A 24,102-nucleotide genomic window follows, 5' to 3' on the forward strand; every position below is an offset into this window, starting at 1 on the left:
AGCCAGTATAGTGAAACTTATGAGAGTTTCAGGCCCGTTTTTTATGTTTTGGTGGCGCGTATATAGTCCGTTACGCTTCGGTGTCATCCTGTTATGCTCGGTAGCTCTGAGCGCATGCATCAGCTCTACCTCACGGCATGCTAGTCCCGTTGAGATCACCGCAGCGCTGAACCTGCCAGTGACGCAAGCTCCCGCTGCGATGCCAGCGCAACCAGAGGCTACACAGTTGCCGGCAATCACCGAGCAACCACAGCAGTATCAGGAGCTGTGGCAGTACATTGCGGCGAACCTGAGCTTTGATATTACGCCCAATGCGCGGCTGCAAAAGCGCGTCGCCTGGTATCTGTCGCAACCCAATTATCTGACCAGTGTGAATGAACGAGCGGCCCCTTACCTCTACCACATAGTCAAAAAAGTAGAACAGCGTAAACTGCCCATGGAGCTGGTTTTACTGCCCTTTGTGGAAAGTGACTTTCGCCCTACCGCCCGCTCTTCCCAGGGTGCGGTAGGGGTTTGGCAACTGGTCGATGCCACCGCTTATCACTTCGGACTACAAAGCAACGACTGGTATGACGGTCGCCAGGATGTGCTGGGGGCAACCGATGCCGCACTCGATTATTTGCAATACCTGAGACAGAGATTTAATGGCAACTGGCTGCACGCACTGGCGGCCTATAACAGCGGCGAAGGACGAGTCAAAGCAGCCATCCGCTACAATCAAAAACATGGCCGCAGTAGCCACTTCTGGCACCTTAAGCTGCCCAAAGAAACCGCCGACTATGTGCCAAAGCTGCTGGCACTGAGCTACCTGTTGCAGCATCCCGAGACCGGTCTGAAACGCCCAAGCCTGGCAAACGAAGCTCAAACGACGGTACTGGATGTGGGACAGCCGTTTAATTTTGGCATTCTGGCCGCACTGCTTGGCATCGATAAACAGCAGCTACACCAGCTCAATCCTGGTTACCTGCGCCACCAAAGCCCAACCAATGGACCGTTCAGGGTCTTGTTGCCGATGGACCAGCAACAATTGTTTGCCACCGACTTCTACCGCCGCCAGTTTAGTACCCACTATCAGGTTAAGCTCAATGACACCTTGTATGGCATTGCCAGACGACATAACACCAGTGTGGCAAAGTTAAAGCAGCTTAATAATAAAACCCAAGATTTGATCCGGGTTGGCGAGACTTTGCTGATCCACAGGGCACATGCCAATGACGATCTCACCGTCGATTATGAGATAAGCCCCTATCTGCAACAACAGCGCCCGGCTAAAGTGGCCACCTATGAAAAGCATCACGTGATCCAGGAGGGTGATTCTCTGTGGGCAGTCAGTCGTCAATATCAGGTGCCGATGAAAGATCTGCTCGACTGGAATCAGCTCAACACACAAAGCCTGCTTTCTCCGGGCGATACCTTGATCCTGCATTTGCCGGTTGAAGAAGCTTCGACACCGCAACCAAAGGCTCCAGCAGGGGCTGGCAAAGATTACCTGGATGCGTTAAAAACACTGGTCAAGCCGAAAAGCGATCCGTAGAATGCCTGTCACTACAACACTACGAAAATGAAGAGATTACTATGCAGATCGCAAAAAATACTGTGGTTGAGTTCCACTACACTCTGAGCGAAGCCGGTGAGCAGCTGGAAACCAGCACCAATCAAGACGCACTGGTTTACCTGCACGGCGCCGAAGGCATGTTGCCAGGCCTGGAAGCCGGGCTAGAGGGCAAAGCGGCAGGCGATAAAGTAACCCTGACGCTGGAACCAAAGGATGCCTACGGCGAATATCAGGAAGGCCTGACTCAGCGCATCCCCATTAAACATCTGCAAGGTCTGGGCAATAACAAAGTATGGAAACCAGGCATGACCGCCATCGTTGAGTCTAACCAGGGCCGTCATCAGGTGCAGATCATCAAGGTTGGCCGCTTCAATGCCGATTGCGATCTTAACCACCCATTTGCCGGTAAAACACTGACCTTCGACGTAGAGATCCTGTCTGTACGTGAAGCCACGGCGGAAGAAGTATCACATGGCCACGTTCATGCTGAAGGCGGTTGCGGTCACAACCATTAAGGAATACACATGCAAAAAGTTGCCATTGTAACCGGTGGCAGCGTCGGCATTGGTAAAGCCATTGCCGAACGTCTGCTCACTCAGGGGTATCAGGTTTTCAACCTGGACATTCAAAACGCACCGCACGGTGAATATCGTCACTGTGACGTCAGCGACGTCGATGCCGTGCGCCGCACCATCACAGAGATACTTGCCACCACCGGACGTATTGATGCATTGGTGTCCAATGCCGGAAAGCACCTCAGCGCCACCATAGAGGACACCGATGAAAGCACTCTGGATCAACTTTTTGCCTTAAACGTCAAAGGCGCATACAGCGCCATTCAGGCGGTACTGCCAGCGATGAAAACACAGTGCAATGGCAGTATTGTCTTGATCTCATCCGATCAAGCACTGGTTGGTAAACCCAACTCCTTTGCCTACAACCTGACTAAAGCCGCGCTGGCTTCAATGGCTAAAACCACCGCTCTGGATTATGCCAGTTATAATATTCGCGCCAATGCCGTGTGCCCGGGCACCATTGAAACGCCTTTGTTTCATCAGGCCATTGATCGTTACTGCGAAAAAAGCGGTGCCGATAAACAAGCAATCGTCGCAGAAGAAGCGGCGCTTCAGCCACTGGGCCGACTTGGTCAGGCAGATGAAGTGGCAGCCCTGGTGGCCTTTTTACTCAGTGACGATGCCAGCTTTATTACCGGCAGTTTGCAAACCATAGACGGCGGATATACGGCACGATGAGCAAGATAATTGACCCGCATCTTCACTTTTTTTCACTCCAGCAGGGTCAATATCACTGGCTGAAACACACCCCGCCTGCCTGGCAGAACCTCGACCTGATCCGCCAGGATCACCTGCCCGAGGCACTCTCTGACTTGCGTGACTTTACCCTAGAGGGCTGTGTGCATATTGAGGCGGGCTTTGACAATGATCAGCCTCGTCGCGAGCTCGACTGGCTGGCAGAGATATTGCCTGCCCCGCGTTACAAAGCGGTAGGCTATGCCCAAATTGATGCGCCAAATGCGCAGTTCCGCGCTCAGCTGGACGCGCTGCGTCATCCCAGCTTGATTGCTGTTCGTGATATCACGGAAGGCCACGATGCCGTTCGTCTGCAAAGCCCTCAGGTGGCCGATAACCTGGCTTACCTCAGCGAGTGTGGACTGCATTTTGAAGCCCAGTTTGAGCTGTCTCAGCACACCGTCGTGCAGCACCTGTGTGATATCGCACGCCAGCTGCCGCAGTTACGCATTATGCTCAATCACAGCGGTCTGGTTGGCCAGCACGATAACTGGCAAGACAATGCAGCCAGACTGTCAGCACTGCCACACTGTGCTATCAAATTCTCCGGACATGAATTGCTGGACCACCCACTGCCTTTGCAAGCGCAGCTGCATAGCCTGCTGAACCTGTTTGGACGGGAGCGGGTGATGTTTGCCTCCAATCACCCGGTGTGTCTTATTCAGCACAGCTATGAAGCGATTTGGCACAAGTATCTTAATTTGTGTGAGGATGATGCGCCATTGTGGCATCAGCTCAGTTATGCCAATGCCAAAAGCTGGTATGGGTTTAGTTAGCGGATCTGCACTAAATCGTATGCCGCCAGGCTAGGTACTATGCTTTGCAGCCGGGTTTCGGTTTTATCCAGCGCATTCAGGCACTCACAGTATTCATCGGCTTTTTCTTCAAGTTGATAAGCTTTCTTTTTCAGTGACTTATCAATTTCACGTGAGATGATCTCCATACGCTGGCCCATGTCGCTGAAACGATCTTCTATATTGCCCTCACGTGCTTTAAATGCGTCCCCCACCGACACCAAAATTGCGCCCAGAGAGCCATGCACTGCAGAGTGGATCCGCTCACTGATCTCCTTGGTAAAAAAGTCATCGATTTTTGACAGTGACTGAGGGGCGATAAAATAGAAGTCTTCGCCGCGCTTGAACTTGTCCATCAAGGCCCGCTCAACGTATTGTAACTGAGTTTTCAGTACCTCAGGATCGTTGTCTGACATCCCCTCAACCACCTGCTCTATGGCACTCAGGCCCAGATTTACGCCGTCGGTTGCCAGGTTCACCAGCTCAGGTACGGTATCACGGATCCCCAATGCATACTCATTGAGCAACTGGGTGTCCTGATCGCTCAGCTGGATCCACTTACCTTTGATCAGCAGTTGGTTATCATTGTTAATTTGAACCCGGGTCTGGTTCTTATCGACAATCCGGATCACCGAGTCTGTGATGATCAGGCCATGGCCCAGCTCAACATCACATTTTCCGGCGGCCTGCAGCGGGATTGCCATCAGCCACAATACGGGTAGTAAAAGGAATTGTATTATGCGTACACGGAACACGTGCTACCTCCACCTTAAGACAATGTGAGCGTAGCAAATTTAGCAAGGCCAACCCACCGGTTTGCGGCGGGACTGGCCAATTTTTGCGCCTAACAGCAGTAAACGCGGTCAGTCTCAACGTCTGCGTTATTCACAGAAGGTATAACGCGCCAGTCTGACATAGGCCTGGGCGCTTTTGTTAAACACATTGCTGACCTTGCCATCACCAAAAGACAGTAGCCAGGCATTCGCTGGTGTCCCTTCTACCGTAGTGCTGGACCAGTAGTTTTTTTCCAGTGTGGCTAGAAACACGGTCTCATTGATTGATGGCTTGACACAGCTGTGTTCAACGATGCTGGCCAGCTCTTTAACATTAGGCAAATGCCAGTCACTGTAACCGGCAAACTCCTGGGCATTAGCGGTTTGCAGGGCCTGTTGCCAGCTCAGCTCTTGCGCGACATTATCGCAGCTACCATTGTCACTGTTATACACCTGACCAAACGTGCAGCGCTGCCACATCAGGTTAGTTTGCTTATCACAGACAGTGCCATCTTCATTCACCACAAACTGCTCTGTCGGCGTTGTATCCGGCACCAGCGTTTGCGACGCACAAATTTGCGAGGCATGACTTAGCGTGCTGATACTCGCAGCACTCAACGCGACAAATAGGGTCAATCTGTTCATTGGTCATCCTCCCCGTAACGACGGACTAACCGCACATAGGCCGTCTGCGACTTATTGCGTGTGACATCATTGCCCGTTTTTATATCTATCACCAGCGCTCTGACCAGGTTAGCGTCTTTGCCATCGGTTCCATCCACACTGGTTTGCGTGGTCCAGTAATATTGATGCCCCAGCAAGGCCTCAGCCGGAACATTGGGGAAATAGTTAGGGTCGAGTAAATAATCACCACTGCTGCTATGATCCAGCAGGTTAGCCAGCTCCATATAGGTCGGTAAGCGCCAGTTATTACCACCGCAAAAACTGGCCGCATTGACGGTATCAATTAATGCTTGTACACCACAATAGTTGTCCTGCGGGCAGGTCGTGTTAGGCGCACCGGGGCTCACATTCGCACCATCGGTGAGATACCAGGTGTAATGGTTTTGTGCATTGCGTGTGCTGGTGTTCGGCAAAGTGCCCGCGGTTACTTCTTTGACTTCCCAGATCAAGCCAGTCACGTTATCCAGTACGCAGCTGAAGTCCGTTGAATCTGACGTCAGCGGCTCAAACTCCTCACTGAACTTGGTAAAGTCAAAGGCCTGATTGCCCTGACCACTTTTAGGTAAAAACTGTACAACCGCATCCCGTCCCAGCTCGGCATCCTGTCCGGGAAAGTCGCTATTGCCACAACTGATTTCAGAGGTGTTGTTATAGCACTTAGTGGTGCCGGTATCATTCAGTTTGCCAAGTGGTTTGGGCAAGATTTCGACATTCACCGTGTCTGAACCATTGCGCTGTGCGCTGTCAGTCACAGTGACTTTAAAGTCTATCGAGGTGGCCTGGTTACCACTTTTTAGCGGTGCCATAAAAGAGGTTTTACAGGCCCGTTCATCCGCCAGCGTCACGGCACTGCCGTTACTCACCTGCTCCCATAAACAGCCAAACTGACCATCAACGGTAACGCTTTGCGTGGCGTCAAGCGTCACAGAGTCCAGTTCCTGAACCTGCTGATCACTGCCGGCATTGGCCAGCACCAGTTGATCATTGGCAACTAACGCGAGCTGTTTTGTTGACGTTGCGCTGGCACCTTCATCATCCGTGACCGTCAGCTGCCACGTCACGGTATCCGCCTCAGCCAGTAAGGGATGAACAAAGCTCAGGGTAACCTGATCGGTGCGCTCAGCGCTCACCGTGGCAGGCCCTTCGAGCTTTTCCCACTGGTAAGCAACGATGCTGCCATTTTCATCGTTATCCGCAGACTCTGCCGCAGATAGGGTGATGGTATCGGCATATTTTGCTGCCCCTTCCTCAGGGGAAGTTTGCGAAATTTTGGCGCTGGGCAGCAGGTTGACAGAAATCACATTCACCACCAGCGTATCGCTGGCAGACGAACCATCTGGCGCAGTATAGCTGACCTTCAGTTCAATCTTACTGTCACCCTTTACATCCGGCGCCGCGACCACCAGTTCCTCGCCTTCTTGTGGAAAACCTTCAAGCTCAGGTCCCGAGACCATTTGCCAGCTAAACACGCCACCGGATGGCGAGCCCAATGGTTTGAGCGTAAATTCGGTCTTTTCATTGACACTAATGTCCGGGCCGGCATTAACACTAACACTGATATTCGGGCTTTCATCACCGTCAGAGCCCCCCCCGCAAGCACTTAAAACACTCGCAAGGCCCAGAGCCAGTACTGATTTCTTCAGCATGGTAACTCCCAAAAAGTTACTTATCCGTTGTACAGTCACACAGAGACCGCCAACAAACTAGTTGTGACTATGCCAGGGGATTGAGCACAGCAGGCAAGAATATACCTTGCCCGGCGTGCGAGTAGTGGATGGTGAATAGCCTAGAGGTAACTGTCCTGATGGATCCGAACAAATAGCTTTGTGCCTATTTTGCTGTAATCTACCTTATACTCACGTCCATCGAGCGCCTGGATAAACAGCAGCCTCTTTACTTCACCAAACACATCCACGCTGGCCACGTGAACTACCTCTAAGTAACGCTCTTTTGCCTCGCGACGATTTTTTGGCAGTTCTTCTTTGAACGGTACCAATCCCGTAGGAGTCACCTTAATTTTTGGGTGATTCTCTCCATTCACGATCACTAAATCGAGCTTTTTCTCTTTGTGGATAAGGGTATTTCGACCACTTTTAATAAAAGCTTTATCAAAGCTCATGTATTTATCCTGTTACTTCATTGCTGAGGTAGCCAACTCGCTATGCAAGTTTTTGACCACCTCTTCGGGTGTTAACTTCCAACGATTCATGACAGTGGCAAATTGCCAGATATCCCTGTCCAGTACATTGGCAGGCAACATAAGGTCGTAGCCTGTCAGCGTTTTAAAGTTCTGCATCCGATTTGCGAACATCGCCATTAATCCAGAATAAGGCTGGCCATTCGGTGAGATGTAGCTCGCCTCTTCAATCAACCATTCTGATGGGCAATTGCCATTACTGCAATGTATTTTAACAGCTTGTAAAAAAATATTCCGCTGTTCTATCAGTAATTTTCCAGCCAGTCTTGGGGTCAGACGGGATAAAAATACATCAATATCCTTTAGTTTAATACCTACGACATTTAACTCAAGCGTTTCAACTCCTTGAGTGACACTTGGCACCCCACTGGAGTGAAAATTATCGTGCTCAAGTAAGAATTCTCCAAACTTGTGATTGTAGACCAGCCGCTGCGGACTCATTTCAATACTATAATAAGGTTGCTGGCTTTTCAGAAAGCCCAGCATAATCGCAACAATCGCGGCACTCGCCAGAGCAGTTTCAAGTAACGAAATGGGCGTCGCCCGTAAGGTGACAAACACCATGATAACAATGAGCGCTATTGCACCAACCAGCATAAACTCAATGCTGTGGCGATTGGCTGACGCACGCAGCCTGACCGGTTCAACCATAACTATAAAACCACAAATAAAAACCGTACATAATGATCCCCCAGAACACCATTTTACGTATTTTCTGACATCTTTCGCATGGCTTAGACTTTTTCATAATGCCTTAATTTTTGGGTACAAATTTCCACATAAAGGCTCCCTTTTGGGTCGCTTTTCGTTTAATGCACAAATATACAGGACGTTCGACGATTTGCTCTATTTGGAATTTTTGTACACTAAAGCCCCGCAGTCAACGAGAATCAATTATGCGCGCCAGTCAATCGGGTAAAGCCCTCTTTCCTTTTATAATTTTAGTGCTTATTGCTCTATGCGGCTATCTCTATTTGCCTGCCAGCAAGGGTAACAGCAAACCGTTCTCCGGCGCGCCGACTCAGGTCGCGGCGGTCACCATAGAAGAGCAAAGCCGGGCTATCACCATCAATGCAATAGGCTCTGCCCGTGCCAATCATGCCCTGAATATCACCAGTGCGCAAAGTGACTATATCAGCGCCTTGTACTTTGACGATGGAGACAGAGTCAAACGTGGCGACAAACTCGCCCAGCTGCAGGATCTGAAAGAGCAGCTGGCCGTACGAGAGCTAGAGGTCAACCTGAAAGAACAACAGCGTCAGCTTAAACGCCTGACAGAGCTGGCCAGAACCCAGTCGGCTGCGCGCTCTCAGCTGGACAGCCAGCATGCCATTGTTGATGCGCTGGAGATCCAATTACAAACGGCACGCACTAAGCTGGCCGAAATGGCCATTTATGCCCCGTTTGATGGCGTACTGGGCCAACGGATGGTGTCTGTCGGCAGCTTCGTCAACAATAACAGTATACTGGCCACGCTGGATGATATCAGCATCATCAAGGTGGACTTTCAGGTGCCTGAAAAATACCTGGCACAGCTGCAACTCGATATGCGTGCCTCCGTCTCCAGCGATGCATACCCGGGTGAAGCCTTTGAAGGTATCATTACCCATATCGACCCGCGTATTGATGACGCGACCCGCAGCATTCGCGTCACGGCCAGTTTTGACAACCCGCAAGATTTGCTCAGGCCCGGTATGCTGCTCCATGTGTCGCTCTTTTTGGGTGAGCTGAATGCGCTGATGGTGCCGGAGAAAAGCCTGATCCCCAGACAGGACAAGCACTTCATCTACACCATTAACGAGGGTAAGGCAAAGCAACAACAAGTGAGCGTGCTGTCTCGCTTCCAGGGCTGGGTTGCCATCGATGGTCTGTCTGCGGGTCAGCAAGTGATCACCGAAGGCACCACCAAAATTCGTAACGGCAGTGCCGTTGTGGTTAAGGGGTAGCGCGTGCGGATCACAGATACAGCCGTAAAACGGCCCGTTTTTGCTATTGTTATCAACCTGCTGCTGCTGACCTTTGGCCTGGTGGCCTTCACCATGTTGCCGCTGCGCGAATACCCCGATATCGAAACCCCTATCGTCAGTGTCAGTACCGATTATACCGGCGCCTCTGCCGAGGTGGTTGAAACCAAGATCACACAAGTGCTGGAAAATCGCATTTCCGGGATCGAAGGGATCAAGAGTATTACCTCATCCAGCCGCAATGGGCGCTCTAATATCACCATAGAGTTCAACATTGACCGCAATATTGATGCTGCCGCCAACGATGTGCGAGAGCGCGTATCCAGGGCACTGGACCGGCTGCCCGAGCAGGTTCGCCCGCCTGAAGTGTCGAAGTCAAACAGCGACGAAAGCCCCATCGCCTGGTTCGTGCTCAACAGTGAAACTATGGATACCCTGCAATTGTCCGACTATGCCCAGCGCTTTATCGTCGACAGACTGGCGGTGGTGGATGGCGTGTCAAACGTGCGCATCGGTGGCGAGCGTAAATACGCCATGAAGATCTGGCTGGACCGCCGTGCTATGGCCGCCCGGGACATTACTGCCAGCGACATTGAGCGTGTGCTGCGCAACGAAAACGTCGAGCTGCCGGCCGGTGAAATTGAATCGCTGGATCGCGACTTTGCCGTGCGCATTGCACGCAGTTATAAAACCCAGCAAGACTTTAATAACCTGGTGATCAAACGTGGTGCTCAGGGCTATCTGGTTCGACTGGGTGAGGTGGCCGATGTACGCCTGGAAGCGGCCGATGTCGAAAGTACCTTCCGCGGTAATGGCAAAAACATGATAGGCCTGGGCATTGTCAAACAAGCCAAGGCCAACACTCTGGATGTGGTCGACAACGCCCGCAAAGAGCTGGAAAAAATCAAGCGCAACCTGCCTGAAGGCACCACCATTCAGGACAGCTATGACTCATCGGTGTTTATTCGCGAGTCAATCGTAGAAGTATATCGCACCCTGGGCATTGCCATGGGTCTGGTGGTACTGGTGATTTTCATCTTCCTTGGCAACATTCGCGCCACCCTGATCCCGGCGATCACCGTGCCGATTGCACTGATCGCCACCTTTACCTTTTTATTTGCCATGGGGTATTCCATTAACCTGCTGACTCTGCTGGCACTGGTGCTTGCCATCGGCCTGGTGGTGGATGATGCCATTGTGATGCTGGAAAACATCCATCGCCGCATCGAGCTAGGGGAGCCGCGACTGCTGGCCGCCTATCGGGGCGCGCGCGAGGTTGGCTTTGCCATTGTCGCCACCACCTTAGTGCTGGTCGCAGTTTTTGTGCCTCTGGTATTTATGGAAGGTCGTATTGGTGCCTTGTTTACCGAGTTCGCACTGGCCGTCAGTGCCGCCGTTATCTTCTCCAGTGTCACGGCGCTGACTCTGTCACCGGCCTTGTGCTCCAAAGTGCTCAAAGCCAGTAATAAAGAAAGCAAATTCTCGCAGTGGATGGACCGCCAATTTGGCCGCCTCGAAGCTGGCTATCGTAATGTCATCAGCGATAACATCAATCGCCGTTATAGCCTGACGCTGACTCTGGCACTGGCCGGCTTCGCCAGCTTTGCACTGTTCCAGCAGATCCCCTCAGAGCTGACGCCCAAAGAAGACCGGGGCACCTTCTTTATTATGATGAATGGTCCGGAGGGTGCCAGCTACGAGAACAACGCCGCAAATATGGCCGAGATAGAGCAACGCCTGCTGCCCTATGTGGAAAATGAAGAACTGAGCCGGGTGCTGGTACGCGTACCGGGCTGGGGTGGTCGTGGCGGCGTCGCCATCGTCGGCATGCCAGACTGGGATGAACGCAAACGCTCAACCTGGGAAGTCATGGGTGAGCTCAGTGGTAAAATGCGTGAAGTAACCGACGTGCGCGCCTTTGCCATCATGCGCCGCGGGATCGGCGGAGGTGGCCAGTCTCGCCCCATCGAATTCGTGCTACAGGGCAATGATTACGACGAACTGGTCGACTGGCGGGATCGCATTCTCACCCGTGCTCGCACCAATCAGGGACTGGTCAGGCTCGATCATGATTACAAAGAAACCTTCCCGCAATTTTTGATCAGCATAGATAAACTCAAGGCCGCCGATCTTGGTGTTTCGGTCAGTGATATTGGCCGCACCTTAGAAACCATGCTGGGTCAGCGCCGGGTCACCACCTTTATTGATCGCGGCGAAGAGTATGATGTGATCCTCAAAGGCACCAAGGCCGATTTCAGCGCACCAAACGATATCGCCGACATTTATGTCACCTCGCGCAGCGATCAACTGGTGCCGCTGGATAGCCTGATCACCATTCGCGAAGAAGCCACCGCATCGCGGTTAAATCGCTACAACCGGATGCGGGCAATCACCATCACAGCCAACCTGGCGCCCGGCTATACGCTGGAGCAGGCGCTGGATTTCCTTAACCAGGTTGCAGCAGAGGAAAATGACATAGACGGTGCTGTCGACTATAAGGGCGAATCTCAGCTGTTTTACGAAGGCGCATCGGCCATGACCTATGTGTTTATTCTGGCCCTGACCGTGACGTTTTTGGTGCTGGCAGCCCAGTTTGAGAGTTTCGTACACCCGCTGGTGATTATGCTGACCGTACCGCTTGGGCTGGTTGGCGCCATGTTTGGCCTGTATGCCACCGACAGCTCGCTGAATATTTACAGCCAGATCGGGATTGTTATGCTGATTGGCCTCAGTGCCAAAAATGGTATTCTGATCGTTGAATTTGCTAACCAGCTCAGAGACAAGGGTGTGGCCTTTGAGCAGGCGATTATCGATGCGGCGGTACAGCGACTCAGGCCCATTATCATGACCTCACTGACCACGGTAATGAGTGCCATTCCACTGGTACTGGCCTCGGGTCCGGGCTCAGAGAGTCGCATGGTGATCGGGGTCGTGGTATTTGCCGGGGTGAGTGTTGCGACCATTTTGACGCTGTTTGTGATCCCCTGTGCCTACAGCATGCTCGCAAGACGCACGCAATCACCACAGGCCACCAGCGATAAATTGCTTGAGCAGCACGATGCCCACCCGCAAACACAACAGGAACGGGAGATTTAATAATGGATCAGCAAATTGCCACCTTTGGTGGCGGCTGTTTTTGGTGTATTGATGCCGCCTTTCGCAGTGTCCGGGGCGTCACGCACGTGGCCTCTGGTTATGCCGGCGGCCATACCGACAACCCAACTTATGAACAGATCTGTACCGGTCAAAGCGGTCATGCCGAAGTGGTTCAGCTGACCTTTGACCCTCAGCAGGTCGACTTTTCTGTACTGCTGGAGATGTTTTTTGCGCTGCATGATCCTACCCAGCTGAATCGTCAGGGCAATGACATTGGCACGCAATACCGCAGCGTCGTGTTTTATCATTCAGAACAACAACAGACGTTAACTCAGCAGTACATAGATACGTTAGCGCCCACACTGAGTGCGCCTGTTGTCACCGAAGTATCGGCTCATACGCACTTTTACCCTGCGGAGCAGTATCATCAGGACTATTATACCAATAACCCCAACCAGGGTTACTGTAGCGTAATGATAGCACCCAAGTTAGCTGCATTCGCTCAGAAGTTTGCCGACTATCTTGCGTAAGCTAAGCACGGAAGATCAAAAAAGGAGGCATCGCCTCCTTTTTTATTCCCCTTCTATAATTATACCAATTTCACTTAATACTTGGTCAATTTGAAGGATTAAATAGGACGCTAACGGCGTTAAAAATTTCTCATTTAGAACAACTAAATAGCAAAATTTTTGCCTTGTTATCGATCCTATTTTCTCGCCTCAAAATAGAACACTTAATTAAGCAAATTGGTATTAGAAGGTAATGCGGGTGCCCACATAGATCTGTCTGCCCGGCGGCTCATAAGGCAGCAAAGTGCCGTCAGCCGTTTTACTGGCAACTGAGTTGAAATACGCTTTATCAGTCAGGTTTTCTACTCTCATTGTCAGTGCAACCGGTTCAAGCAATTGGTAATTGGCACTCAGATTAAATACCGTGTATGACGGCAGGTCGGTATCAAAGTAGCTGATAGACGGACGCTTATCACGGTATTGCATCGCCAGTCTCACATCCAGCTTGTCCCACTGCTTAGACAGGACATAGTTAAACGCTTTGCCAGGACGACGTGGTAAATCTTCACGCTTTTCCTGATCTCTGGCATCCAGCAAGGTCAGGTTAGCGGCATGTTCCAGGCCCAGGGCTGAGAATTGTGCACTAAGCTCAATGCCTTTCATCTGCGCACGACCCACGTTGGCGGGAATATACTTACTGGTTTGCGCGTCAAACTCATTGCTGATCAGGTTGTCGATACGATTGTCAAAAATGGCTACATCATAGCGCACCTGTGCGGTATCCACCGTCACCCCCACTTCGTTGTAAGTGCCCTCTTCCGGTTTGATTTCGCTGTTTGGTAAGTACCAGGGGCTGTCTTTAACAAACGCATTTGTCAGGCTGGGCGCACGAAATGCGGTGCCATGGTTAACCCGAAAGGTGACTATGTCTGAGGCTCTGAACCCTAAGTCTGTGGTATAGGTATTGGCACGGCCATGATGCTCGTAATCATCGCTTCGCACCACTGCATTGAGCAACCAACGCGTATTGTCATAAAATGCCGCAGCAAACACGGCCGTGTTGTCACGTTCCGCAATGGAGAACTGCGCACTCGATGACGACAAGTCTTCATTTAAGCGGCTCACACCGCCCATCAGTTGTAATGACGGCATGAGTTTATAGCGGGCGCGATACTCGATTTCATCCCGCTTAGTGCTATAAATATCTTCTGGCGGCGGCGTGCCACCGACTGGCAACACCGACAAAAACTGGGTATTTTCTTCTTGTGCCAGGCTGACAGACACCTCCTGGCTCAATAGATCCGATTGTTTCTGCCAGGCCAGCTTAGTGGTGTAATTATCAAATTTGTACGCATCATTGCCAAAGGCTGAGTCATAGTCTGCCTCACCTTCACTGCGCTGTGCATGCAGTGCAAGCTGACCATACTGCACCAGGTCATAGCCCAGTTTCACACCCATATTGGTGTTGTCGTAGGCATCACGATCATGCTCTTTGCCGCGTGGCTGGGCAGGATCTTTGGCAGTCACATCATAGCCATCTGTTGTTTCATAACCAAAGTGATAGTTGACGGTCAGCTTATCCGCTTCAAACTGACCAGCCAGCTGTGCACCACCATAGTTGCGACTGCCCGAGGTCAGTGCCAGCTGGTGGCCTTTTTGCTCACGGGTAATAATGTTGATCACCCCGGCCACCGCATCAGAGCCGTAAATGGCGGCACGCGCGCCCTTAAGCACTTCAATACGCTCAATGCTGTTGACTGGAATATTGGTGAACGAGACATCGCCCGAGTTGGCATCGCTGATCCGCACACCATCAACCAACACCAGGGTATATTTAGTCGCAGCCCCGCGCACAAACACACTGGCTTTCTGGCCATAGCCCCCGCTGCGCACCACGTCAATGCCGGCCAGGTTATTCAACAAGGTTGGCACGTCACGCACATTAGCTCGCTCTATTTCAGCTCGCTTAACCACCGCAACTGAAGTCAATGTATCGACACTAGCTTGCTCAAACTTGTTCGCCGTGATGGTAATATGTTCAATGTCTTGCGCAGACAGCACAGAGAAAGGTAACACAGCCAGCATTGCCGTGGTTAAAGCAGATTTTTTAAACATGAGATCCCCTGATCCACGCCCACCGCGTGAATTACAACTATTGAGTAGGCTTCAGGGCCGGTTTCCGGACTTACTAATTCCAACCAGACAGTTGCGATAAGCTCACCGTTGCGGGGGCAGCGCCGGACTAATGCCAGTTCCTGAGGCATGCACCAGCTTCCCGATTATTCAGATCTTACAGAGACTCCGGGCTCCCGATCTGACACCCTGAAAAGTTGGCGCTATTGTCGGGGATCTGAGGACAAAAAGCAATGGACGTCTAGCATGCTAAAGCCTATTGTTGACGCTCAGCATGCCAGATAAAAGAAGGGGTTAACCTCGCACAGTTTAATCGCGGAAGTTTTTGAACTGGAAAGGCTGGCCAAGCTCAGCGCCGCGGATCAACTGCATGGTTTCCTGCAGATCATCACGCTTCTTACCGGTCACACGCACCGTCTCGCCCTGAATAGACGCTTGCACCTTGATCTTGGAATCTTTAATAGCTTTAACGACTTTCTTCGCCATATCTTTGTCGATCCCTTGCTTCAGCATCACCTTACGTGACACATACTTACCTGATTTTTCAACATCTTTAAGCTCAAAGCTGGCAACGTCCAGACCACGCTTTGCGGCTTTGCCCACCAGCATGTCGAATAATTGCATCACTTGCTGCTCAGACTCACTCTTGAGCACAATCACCTCGTCTTTGAGCTCAAATGAGGCTTCTACGCCACGAAAGTCAAAACGTGTGCTCAGTTCACGATCGGCGTTATCAACGGTGTTTCTCGCCTCTGTCATATCAATTTCAGACACAATGTCAAAAGAAGGCATATCTAGCTCCTGGATAATGTTTTTTCGGATTATAGCAATCCAAAGGCTGCGGCGCGACACCCCCGGTTGCGAACGTTTTCGGTTCAGGATCAGAATGCCTGTGCTTCATCCTATTTTCAGATTTCAATGATATACTGGCGTTTTCAACCCTAATGATTTGGAAGTATTTGTGGCACGCCGACTTTATCAATGTCTGTTATTACTGTCTCTGGCCGTTTGTACCTTTTTGTTTGCTAAAGAGATCCAGACCAATCAAATTGTTAGGTTTGAACACGCCGACAAGGTCGCGCACTTTGGGGTGTTTTTCGTGCTGGCGTTTTTCTCTCATCATGCATTTAGGTTCAAGATCTGGTTTCATTTGGTATTACTGACGCTTTATGGTGCCGGCATAGAGTGGATGCAAGACTCCCTGCCTTATCGCCAGGCATCGTGGGGAGATTTTATTGCCGATCTCGCTGGTGCCGTCAGCTACTTTTTAGCCTATTGGGCTTATTGCAAAAAAACAGGTAAAGCTGATGCCTGAGCTGTTTATTGTTGGTAAAGGGGCAGTAGGCCTGTTACTTGCTCAGCGACTGGCAAACACACACCAGGTCACATTGATCACCCGAACGCCCACTGATGCGGTGTTTTTTCAAACCGCTCAGTGTCGCCAGCAACTGCCTGTAAAGTGTCTGACCTGGGAAGCGCTGGCACAACAACAAATAACCATTTCTCAGTGTATTGTTCCGGTTAAGTCTTATCAGCTTGCAGAGGCCTTTATCACGCTCAGGCCTCACTTGAGTGAGGATGCCAATGTCATTCTGAGCCATAACGGGATGCAAACCCTGACTCCCATCACCGATGCGCTATCTGAACATCAGGGACTGTTTTTCCTGTCCACCAGTATGGGAGGATGGAAACCCAACAGTACGACGGTTGAATTTACCGGTCCGGGTCAAAGCATGTTTGGTCCTTGTAACCTGATTGCACAACAGCGCGCGCAGGTACTGTTTAATCAACTTATTGACCCCGCACTGCCAAATGCGCATTTAGCGTACGACATTGCACTGTTGCGCTGGCAAAAGCTCTGCGTCAACCTGGCCATCAATCCGCTCAGTGCCCTCACCGGACTCAAAAATGGCCGCTTGCGGGCACCTTGCTACGCCACCCAAGTGTTGTCAGTGCTAAATGAAGCATGCAATGTCGCAAACCACGTTGGGGTGCCCCTTAAGCTCAGTGAGGAACTCGCGCGCGCCCACCAGGTGATGACCCTGACTGCCGAGAACTTTTCATCTATGGCTCAGGATGTCGCAAACCACCGACGCACCGAAATCAACGCCATGTGTGGGTATATTGTTGAGCTGGCACAGCAGCTGGGCGTACCTGCGCCTCACAATACCTTACTGCTTAATCAAGTTCAGTCACTTCACCCAACCAATAAGTAGTACCTCTTTCTATTTTGGTACGTAATTCATATTGTTTTTTCTGCTGTAAGCCACCTGAGCGGCCCACAAATACCTCTGACACATAAATTTCAAATTTTTCGATAATGATTTTTATTTAGATTAGCTGCAGTTTTGACAATAATCACCCTAAGGGATGCCTTGTAAAATTATGCAGCATTCGGCCTGGTGCTTTGCACAATGGATAAAATGGCATTATTGTCACGCCGCGTAACGTGCATGAATTATTCTTGGCCAAAGATGCGTATGAATAAAAAACAAGTAAACGGTTCGATAATAGATACGATTCCAGCCTTCGGCTCTGTTTTTAGCACAATGAACATGAAATAATTATTCTCATCGATTAGACATAAGTCTAGTCTTTCATCGCCTTCCAGAAATGAATAATCACCCAAATAAAATGCATAACTCATTTGTCCAATACTCTCTAGATCTACTCACTATGTGCAACTCATATGTTTATGAAAGGTTAAACCAAGGAAAACACGATATAAACCGTACTTAATATTGGGAAATTTTTTTGCTACCATGCCCGCGATTTCAACTGCCTAACTTTAATTAAGAAGGAATTAATATGAACGCAAAGGCTTGGTTGCCACTGTGCTGCGCTGTCATTTTGAGTGGCTGTAATAGCGTCTCTTCGCAAACTCCCGCGCAATCTCTTTCTGAGCAAACAGTTGCCGTTAATAAATCAGTCATATTTATTCATGGCGCACATTTGAAAGGCGCGGCCTGGTCTGCTGTCCAATCTCAGCTGTCTAAACAAGGGATCAGCAATTATGTGGTCGACTTGCCAGGGCGCAGCACCCACATTGACCCTAAGTCCATCACTCTGGATCATGCTGCGCAAAGCTTGTGTGATCAGTTACGCACATACCCGCAACCTCAATCGCTGGTTGTTCACAGTCAGGGCGGTGCGGTGGCGCATAAAGCCATGACATTGTGCCAGGATGTCAAAATCACTGACCTTGTTTATGTCAGTGCAGTTGCCCCTGTTGACGGTGCCAAACCATTTGCATTGCTCAATAAACAGGATGAAGAAAACTACTTTGCAGGCATCACCTATGAAGATGGCTGGTTGAAGATTTCGGATAAGTCAGCTTACCTGGCGTCGTTTACCGAAGCTCAGAAAAAAAGCCAGCAGCAGTTTGTGCTGGATAACTCAGTTGATGAGCCCGCCATCACAGGCGATGGCAAAGTCACCCTGAGCAAAGCCACATTAGCGCCCATCAACAAAGCGTATGTGTTTGCTACTCAGGACAAAATTATCTCTTTGCCATCACAGCAGAAAATTGCCGAATCTATCAATATTACGCACACCTACAGCCTCGACTCAGGCCACTTACCTATGGTGACCAAACCAATCGAGCTGGCTGAGGTAATTACTCAGGCCCTGCAACTTTAACTACGCAGACAAGGATTGAAAAGTATGCAAAAAGGTATTTCTAACTCAGTGCCGGATCCTATGGTCACACTGAACAGCGTTCGGGCATTGGCAAACAACAGCCTGGCAACACGCCCAACAGTGACCATTATTGGTGCCGGTGTGGCCGGACTTAGCGCCGCCTATGAGTTGCTCAGACTGGGCGCAAAGGTCACGCTGCTGGAAGCGGATCCCAGCCACATTGGCGGGCGCGTCAGAACATTGCGTGAATCTGACAAACTGTACGCAGAACTGGGCGCGATGCGGATCCCGACAGAGCATCACCTCACCCGCCATTACATCCGTGAAATGGGGCTCAAGATGCGCCATTTTGTACAGGAAAATGACAAAACCTTTGCCATGATCCGGGGCCAGAAAGTACCGCGTAATGAAGCCGGCTTTGAGCAATTGAAGCAGCACTTTGCTTTGACTGAAAGAGAGCAAAAAATGTCTGCCGATAATATGTGGGAAATCGCCATTACTGAGGTGCTGAATTCACTCAGCGGTGATGAACAGCGTGCACTTTACGATGGGACTTTACGCAGTGACAAGCTCAAAGCACTGGATGAAATGTCGCTAAAAGACGCTTTTATCGCCGCAGGCCTGAGCCTGGATGCACTGGAATACGTCAGCGCAATTTATGGCGTCTCAACTTTAATGCACACCTCGCTGAGCGAGCACCTCAGAGAAGAGCTTGAACGAGTCTGGTTTGATGGCTTCGACGAGGTGGTAGGTGGTACCGATCTGCTACCGCGTAAACTGTTCGAAAAGATCCAGCATAAAGTGCAGTTCAAAGCCGGTGCGCGCGTTGTTGCCATCGACAGCCAGGCTAACGGCGTTGCAGTGACTTACCAGCTCAGAGATCGATCCAGGCACACCCTGCGCTCAGACTTTGCGATTTGTACATTGCCATTCGGGGTGCTCGGTAAAATTGACTTCAACCAGTCTATTAACCCCGGTAAGTCCCGCGCTTTTGCCCAGGTCAATTATGACTCAGCAACCAAAGTGCTGGTTCGGACAAAAAACCGCTTCTGGGAGCTGAACGAAGGCATTTACGGCGGCAGTACCATTTATGATGTGGGCCTGGGCCACACCTGGTTTCCTGCTGATAACGCCAGCAACAAAGATCCTCAGGTATCACGTTCACCCAGTTACCTGCTGGCCTCTTACACCTGGGGTCAACATGCGCGCCGGGTGGATACGCTGAACAACTTCGAGCTCAAAGAGTTTATCTTCACCGAACTGAAAAAAGTGCACCCCTATATTGAACGCGACGATATTGTCAGTGTGCTGCGCTGGAGCTGGACTAACCATACCCACTCAGCGGGCGCCTACGCCTTTTTTAACCCCAGAGATCATCAGGACTTTTACGCTCTGATGACCCAGCCCGAGCAGCGTCTGTGCTTTGCCGGGGAACATTGCTCTATGTACCACTCATGGATCCAGGGCGCGCTGATCTCGGCGCTGGAAGCCGTTCAGTACATAAGTGAAAAAGCATAACTAGATAAGGAAAGAAGATGTCTTACACTGTTGCTGAGTTTATTACGCTCAGATTAAAGCAACTTGGTTGTTATCACGTATTCGGGGTGCCGGGCACCTCATGCTCGGATTTTATCGACAGCCTGGTGGCCGATCCGGATATGCAGTTTGTTAATACCGTCAACGAGCTGGAAGCCGGTTATGCTGCCGATGGTTATGGCAGACAGGGCGCAATTGGTGCGGTGTCGGTCGCCTATGGGGTTGGTACGCTCAGCATGGCCAATGGTATTGCCAGTGCCCTGACCGAGCGCGTTCCCTTAGCCGTGATCAATGGCGGTCCCACCGACAAGGACTTACGCCTGGAAGCCGAGTATGACGTGCTTTTCTCTCACTCCACAGGCTTTGGCAAAACCGATCTCAAGGTCTTTCGTAAGCTCACTTTGGGCGCGGCCGAGATCCGTACTCTCGAAGGCGCAGCAGATCGTATTGACCGCTTGCTGATCATGGCGATGGAGCGCTCTGGCCCGGTTTACATCGAGATCCCCCAGGATCTGTGGAAACAACCTATAGGTCACTTCTCACCTAACCTGGCTTACAGCCCGAAACGCTTTAAACGTGGCGCACGGGCATTCACCAATGCAGTCGCTGATAAACTTGCCCAGGCCAGTAATCCAGTGGTCTTGCTCGGTGCCGAGTTGGTGCGCTTTGGTCTGATTGATGAGGCACTGCGTTTTGTCGAAGCACAAAACTTGCCCTTCTACACCACGTTACTCTCTAAATCTCTGATCAGTGAATCTCACCCATTATTCTGTGGTGTCTATGACAGTGACTTGGCCCCCTCTACCGTAACTCAGGGCGTTGAATCGTCGGATTGCGTCATCGCATTGGGCTGCTTGTTTGGTATAGATCATCGCTATATGGTCACTAAGTTGGGCGACAAGCTACTCCGCGTGGCCTTTAATAAAGCCATGATAGGGACTGAAGTACTGCCCAAATTGTCGCTGGGTGCCTCTTTGGAATCACTCAATCAGCTGCCTGAATTGAGCCGCACAGATCGCCAGATCCCCACCGTCGCCGGACAAACTTATCAGGATCGCCGCGCGCAGTGGCAGTCCAAGCTAGGTGATAGCCCTTACAGCGGCACTCTGGGCCACGATGGGATCTTTGCCGCCATTGGGGATTTCCTGATGGATCAAAACGACCCGTATTACATCAGCCTGGATACCTGTTTGGCCAGCTTCCCCGGTGCCGATATTCCCGTGCTGGACACTCAATGCTTCCTGGCAAACCCAATCTGGCTGTCAATCGGCCAGGGTACACCGGCGGCGATCGGTGCCTATTATGCAACTGGCAAACGACCACTGATAGTCACCGGAGATGGCGGCTTCCAGATGGTTTCGCAGGCATTCTCCTCATTCGTGCAGAACCAAATACCTGGCATCATAGTGATCATAGACAACGGCTCGTATGCCATCGAACAGTTCCTGATCGACGGCACTTTCTTTACCGAGCCAGACAAAGCGCCACTGGACTACGTGATGCTTAACGGCTGGAAATACGAAAATATGCCGCACGTATATAACGGCGGGATTGGCCTTAGGGTGACCAGCTATGAGGACTTACTGGGCGCGTTGCGTCATGCCCATGCCCGTCCTGATCAGCCTTGCGTGATCGCAGCCCAGATCCCAATGAAAGATCTGCCGGCTGAAAACCGCGCTTTCCTGGGTATTTAATACCAATTTGCTTAATTAAGTGTTCTATTTTGAGGCGAGAAAATATGTTCGATAACCAGGCAAAAATTTTGATATTTAGTTGTTCTAAATAAAAAATTTTTAACACAGTTAGCGTCATATTTGCTCCGTCAAATTGAACAGGTATTAAGTGAAATTGGTATAAGTCACTTAGTTCGTTAATTATCTCGTTATTTAATCGTTTTAAGAGGCGTTTACGCCTCTTCAGCACAAGGGTATAAGGATGACATTGTCGCGGCGTACGTTTTTAAAAAGCAGTTTCGCACTTGCAGGACTCACCGGCTGTCAGGTTGCAGCCTCTCCGCTGGTCAGAGCTTTGTTAAATCAGGAGAACAGCTATCATGCGCTCTACCTGAATAAAAACCGTCTGACTGAATTACTGCCACTACTGGCTCAGCAATTACACCTGTATCAGGATGCCGAGATCCACACCCAGGCTATCCAGTGTATTGCGCAGCTGGACAGTGAGCACGCCATCTACACGCGTCTCAACGAGTTGCTGACGCAAGACTCTATGAACCTGGGCCTGATCAATATGCACCGCTATCAGGATCGCCAGATGCAGTGTCTTGAGTCTTTGCAGGATCTCGTCTCCACCTCGCCGGTGGATGGTTATATCAGCTTTGGCTTACCCAACAGCAGTTTTGATCCTATCGCTCAGCTGACTCAGGTGAGCGGCACTAAGCTGACCGTCACCCGGACTATGCCAGCGGCTCATAGTCCGATTGCGCGTTCAGATATGATCAGCATCGCCACCACAACCGAAGTAGAGCAGCAAGCGTTGACGCTGGCGGATGACACGCACTTACAACTGGCAGCCATCTATGATGGCCCACATTGCTATAGTAAACCGGTGTTCACTCAGATGATGTCTGGACTGAGCCAGAAAATGCGCGCCGGCGGTCACCTTGCAATGCGCCTTTATGACGTGCAACAGCCGCTGCAACAGCATTTTGCTGCGGTGCTCAATGACTGGGCCAATCTATTTGAAGGGCAATCCTGGCAGCAAGCGGCTGCGCAGCGTGCACGCCTCTCCCCGGCCACAAGTTGGCACAGGGAGCTCGCTCAGTATGGCTTTAAGCTGGTCGATATGCATGCGCTGACATCGCATCAGACACTTCCTGAATACCTGGCTCTTTATCAAAAGGTTTCTTAATCTATGAAAACTCAGCAACATACCTCACTGTCCAGGCGTTCCTTTTTGAAGGGCACCGGGTTAGGACTGGGCGCACTGGCAACCAGCGCACCAACTTTTGCCTGGCAAAACACCATTGATGTACATCAGGGCGTAGTTGCCACCGCCACACTGAAAAATGCCGGCTTGCAGGAGCAAGAACAATTGCACGCTCAGTACACGACTCTGGCAGACACACTGGATTTAGCTTTCCGTGCGGATCAGCAGGTGTTAATTGTACTGGGTGTGGTCACTAACAAGCCGTTTCCCTATAGCGTGGATAGCAAGCTGCTATATGCCAGCCTCAAGCACCTGCTCGCGCAGGGGATAAACGCTCAGCAGATCACCATCGCATATAACAGTGAACACGACCTGGCTCAGACCTCTTCACTGATGGTGTCAGCAAGCAAGGCGTTGGGCAAGGAGTTCGCACCGGCCCGATTTATCAATACCCGTCATACTCAACAATGGGAGACATTGGCCCTGCCACGCGCATTACCCAATGTGCGGGTGCTTGCGGGTGCCAAACGTGCCGATCACCTCATTTATCTGGGACAGTTAACCGATCAGCATGGTCAGCCCGTTGCACCAGAACGTGCCATAGCCCAGACGCTGCTGGCGGCCGATGATCTGGTTCATTATACAGAGCAACTGGATGAGCTTACCAAAATATCTGCGCTCAACCAGGCGGTGTTTGCCAAGGTCAGGTTACTGGCAAACAATGCTACCCGCTTTATCGCGGCCACGGATGCACTAAGCACAGAGGAAAAGTGTGTGCACCCGGGGATCCTCAATATCTCTAACGATATGGCAAGTCAGGCTACCTTTGCCCGTCATTATCTTAGTGCACTTCAAAATGAGACCAAGGTAACAGCGCGTCATGCCCAGTCTTTGGTCTGGATGCAGCATGGCAGCAGTCGCGATCCTCTGACTACCCGACTGGTGGAGTCTGCCCTGAGCCGCTCAGGCGTTGCGTTGAAAAAGGTCACGCTGGGGTAAGGTAATGTGTGGCTGAGCAGAGTTGCT

The 24,102-nt window shown here is 50.9% G+C and carries 21 protein-coding genes and 1 riboswitch; of the genes, 14 read left to right on the forward strand and 7 right to left on the reverse strand.

Annotation, left to right across the window (positions count from 1 at the left end; all coding sequences use genetic code 11):
- The first annotated feature begins 43 nt into the window (after positions 1-43).
- Genes L1285_RS04990 through L1285_RS05005 form a run of 4 tightly spaced genes read left to right on the forward strand, consistent with a single transcriptional unit; the run spans position 44 to position 3,641 of the window.
- The gene (locus L1285_RS04990) at positions 44-1,534 is read left to right on the forward strand and encodes a LysM peptidoglycan-binding domain-containing protein (protein ID WP_235411207.1); all 1,491 of its coding nucleotides are present in this window, start codon (positions 44-46) and stop codon (positions 1,532-1,534) included.
- Between the two features lie 41 nt (positions 1,535-1,575).
- A complete protein-coding gene (locus tag L1285_RS04995; protein WP_235411208.1) occupies positions 1,576-2,070 on the forward strand; it encodes an FKBP-type peptidyl-prolyl cis-trans isomerase in 495 nt (164 codons plus the stop codon).
- A gap of 9 nt (positions 2,071-2,079) precedes the next feature.
- Entirely contained in the window at positions 2,080-2,808 is a 729-nt protein-coding gene (locus L1285_RS05000) for an SDR family NAD(P)-dependent oxidoreductase (protein ID WP_235411209.1), read from the forward strand.
- Positions 2,805-3,641, forward strand: a complete 837-nt coding sequence (locus tag L1285_RS05005) for an amidohydrolase family protein (RefSeq protein WP_235411210.1) — start codon at positions 2,805-2,807, stop codon at positions 3,639-3,641. Before L1285_RS05000 ends, L1285_RS05005 begins: the two co-directional genes overlap by 4 nt.
- Here L1285_RS05005 and L1285_RS05010 read toward each other — a convergent pair.
- The 5 genes from L1285_RS05010 to L1285_RS05030 form a co-directional block, all read right to left on the reverse strand.
- On the reverse strand, positions 3,638-4,363 hold the full coding sequence (locus tag L1285_RS05010) for a YggN family protein (RefSeq protein ID WP_125716753.1): 726 nt from the start codon (positions 4,361-4,363) through the stop codon (positions 3,638-3,640). The two genes, L1285_RS05005 and L1285_RS05010, sit on opposite strands and share 4 nt — an antisense overlap.
- A gap of 177 nt (positions 4,364-4,540) precedes the next feature.
- On the reverse strand, positions 4,541-5,077 hold the full coding sequence (locus L1285_RS05015; protein WP_235411211.1) for an Lcl C-terminal domain-containing protein: 537 nt from the start codon (positions 5,075-5,077) through the stop codon (positions 4,541-4,543).
- Positions 5,074-6,762: an Lcl C-terminal domain-containing protein gene (locus L1285_RS05020; protein WP_235411212.1), complete on the reverse strand. Its 1,689-nt coding sequence runs from the start codon at positions 6,760-6,762 to the stop codon at positions 5,074-5,076. The genes L1285_RS05015 and L1285_RS05020 overlap by 4 nt, the downstream gene beginning before the upstream one ends.
- Positions 6,763-6,902: 140 nt before the next feature.
- Entirely contained in the window at positions 6,903-7,235 is a 333-nt protein-coding gene (locus tag L1285_RS05025; RefSeq protein ID WP_046005414.1) for a hypothetical protein, read from the reverse strand.
- A 12-nt stretch (positions 7,236-7,247) separates the two neighbouring features.
- The gene (locus tag L1285_RS05030) at positions 7,248-7,964 is read right to left on the reverse strand and encodes a DUF2982 domain-containing protein (RefSeq protein WP_235411213.1); all 717 of its coding nucleotides are present in this window, start codon (positions 7,962-7,964) and stop codon (positions 7,248-7,250) included.
- Between the two features lie 245 nt (positions 7,965-8,209).
- Between L1285_RS05030 and L1285_RS05035 the strand changes: the two genes are divergently transcribed.
- Genes L1285_RS05035 through msrA form a run of 3 tightly spaced genes read left to right on the forward strand, consistent with a single transcriptional unit; the run spans position 8,210 to position 12,903 of the window.
- Positions 8,210-9,259, forward strand: coding sequence for an efflux RND transporter periplasmic adaptor subunit (locus L1285_RS05035; protein ID WP_235411214.1), 1,050 nt, complete (start codon positions 8,210-8,212; stop codon positions 9,257-9,259).
- A 3-nt stretch (positions 9,260-9,262) separates the two neighbouring features.
- Positions 9,263-12,373 (forward strand): efflux RND transporter permease subunit, encoded by a 3,111-nt coding sequence (locus L1285_RS05040; RefSeq protein ID WP_235411215.1) that lies wholly within the window; start codon positions 9,263-9,265, stop codon positions 12,371-12,373.
- A gap of 2 nt (positions 12,374-12,375) precedes the next feature.
- Positions 12,376-12,903, forward strand: a complete 528-nt coding sequence (gene msrA / locus L1285_RS05045) for a peptide-methionine (S)-S-oxide reductase MsrA (RefSeq protein WP_235411216.1) — start codon at positions 12,376-12,378, stop codon at positions 12,901-12,903.
- Positions 12,904-13,125: 222 nt separating this feature from the next.
- Here msrA and L1285_RS05050 read toward each other — a convergent pair whose 3' ends face one another.
- Positions 13,126-14,997 carry a TonB-dependent receptor domain-containing protein gene (locus tag L1285_RS05050; protein WP_235411217.1) on the reverse strand — a complete coding sequence of 624 codons (1,872 nt, stop codon included), beginning with the start codon at positions 14,995-14,997 and terminating at the stop codon, positions 13,126-13,128.
- A gap of 38 nt (positions 14,998-15,035) precedes the next feature.
- Positions 15,036-15,217, reverse strand: a riboswitch (cobalamin riboswitch).
- A 107-nt stretch (positions 15,218-15,324) separates the two neighbouring features.
- Positions 15,325-15,807, reverse strand: a complete 483-nt coding sequence (locus L1285_RS05055) for a YajQ family cyclic di-GMP-binding protein (protein WP_046005408.1) — start codon at positions 15,805-15,807, stop codon at positions 15,325-15,327.
- Between the two features lie 169 nt (positions 15,808-15,976).
- Between L1285_RS05055 and L1285_RS05060 the strand changes: the two genes are divergently transcribed.
- The 7 genes from L1285_RS05060 to L1285_RS05090 all read left to right on the forward strand — a co-directional run bounded on the left by L1285_RS05060 (position 15,977) and on the right by L1285_RS05090 (position 24,075).
- Positions 15,977-16,330 (forward strand): VanZ family protein, encoded by a 354-nt coding sequence (locus L1285_RS05060; RefSeq protein ID WP_235411218.1) that lies wholly within the window; start codon positions 15,977-15,979, stop codon positions 16,328-16,330.
- On the forward strand, positions 16,323-17,231 hold the full coding sequence (locus L1285_RS05065; RefSeq protein WP_235411219.1) for a ketopantoate reductase family protein: 909 nt from the start codon (positions 16,323-16,325) through the stop codon (positions 17,229-17,231). Before L1285_RS05060 ends, L1285_RS05065 begins: the two co-directional genes overlap by 8 nt.
- A 592-nt stretch (positions 17,232-17,823) precedes the next feature.
- Positions 17,824-18,654: an alpha/beta hydrolase gene (locus L1285_RS05070; RefSeq protein WP_046005406.1), complete on the forward strand. Its 831-nt coding sequence runs from the start codon at positions 17,824-17,826 to the stop codon at positions 18,652-18,654.
- Positions 18,655-18,678: 24 nt separating this feature from the next.
- A complete protein-coding gene (locus tag L1285_RS05075) occupies positions 18,679-20,172 on the forward strand; it encodes a flavin monoamine oxidase family protein (RefSeq protein WP_235411220.1) in 1,494 nt (497 codons plus the stop codon).
- 17 nt (positions 20,173-20,189) lie between these two features.
- Entirely contained in the window at positions 20,190-21,884 is a 1,695-nt protein-coding gene (locus L1285_RS05080) for a thiamine pyrophosphate-binding protein (protein WP_235411221.1), read from the forward strand.
- A gap of 241 nt (positions 21,885-22,125) precedes the next feature.
- Positions 22,126-23,058, forward strand: coding sequence for a hypothetical protein (locus tag L1285_RS05085; protein ID WP_235411222.1), 933 nt, complete (start codon positions 22,126-22,128; stop codon positions 23,056-23,058).
- 3 nt (positions 23,059-23,061) lie between these two features.
- Positions 23,062-24,075: a twin-arginine translocation signal domain-containing protein gene (locus L1285_RS05090; RefSeq protein ID WP_235411223.1), complete on the forward strand. Its 1,014-nt coding sequence runs from the start codon at positions 23,062-23,064 to the stop codon at positions 24,073-24,075.
- The last annotated feature ends 27 nt before the right edge of the window (positions 24,076-24,102 follow it).

The organism is Pseudoalteromonas sp. DL2-H2.2 (assembly GCF_021532535.1).
Taxonomy (GTDB): domain Bacteria; phylum Pseudomonadota; class Gammaproteobacteria; order Enterobacterales; family Alteromonadaceae; genus Pseudoalteromonas; species Pseudoalteromonas rubra_A.